The 754-nt window shown below is 67.5% G+C and carries 1 protein-coding gene; it reads left to right on the forward strand.

The features are described from left to right. A partial coding sequence (locus tag PHU01S_RS25505) for a methyl-accepting chemotaxis protein (RefSeq protein ID WP_246029346.1) occupies positions 1 to 754 on the forward strand: 754 nt, incomplete at both ends.

Genomic DNA, 754 nt, shown 5'->3' on the forward strand with positions numbered 1-754 from the left:
TGCTGTCGACTGCGGGAGAGGTCGGGCAGTCGTCCCGCCGGACGGCCGGAGCGGCGCGGGAAATCGCGGCGGCGACGGAGGAGATCGCGGGCGGGGCGACCAGCCTGGCGATGGAGGCGGAGAAGGGCAGCGACCTGACGACCGGCATGGACGAGAGCATGCGCCGGGTGAAGCTGTCCAATGACGGCATGATCGCGGCTGCCGGCGAGATGGAGGCAGCCGGTGCGCAGGGAACCGGCCATATGGCGGCGCTGATCGACCAGACCGGCCTGGCGGAGGGCATGGTGCGCGGGATGGCGGAGAAGGTCGACCGGCTGAAGGACAGCACGCGCTCGATCCGCAAAATACTGGACGTGCTTGGAAGCGTGGCGAAGCAGACGAACATCCTGTCGCTGAACGCATCGATCGAGGCGGCGCGCGCGGGAGCGGCAGGCAAAGGGTTCATGGTCGTAGCCGGGGAAATCCGGCAGCTGGCCGAGCAGTCGCGGGAATCGATCAGCGTGGTGGAAGGCATCACCGATACGATCCAGCGCGAGATCGACGAGACGGTGTCGGTGCTGTCGGAGGCGCAGCCGATCTTCCAGGAGCAGATCGGATCGGTGCGGGAAGCGAACGGAATCTTCCTGGACGTGCAGACGAGGATGGCGGATCTGGCGAGAAGCCTGGACGGCGTGACGGAGGCGATCATGACGCTGGACGAGACGCAGGCGCAGCTGAGCGAGGCGATGGGCAGCGTAAGCGCCGTGGCGGAGCA

This window comes from Paenibacillus humicus NBRC 102415, assembly GCF_004000905.1.
Taxonomy (GTDB): Bacteria; Bacillota; Bacilli; order Paenibacillales; family Paenibacillaceae; genus Paenibacillus_O; species Paenibacillus_O humicus.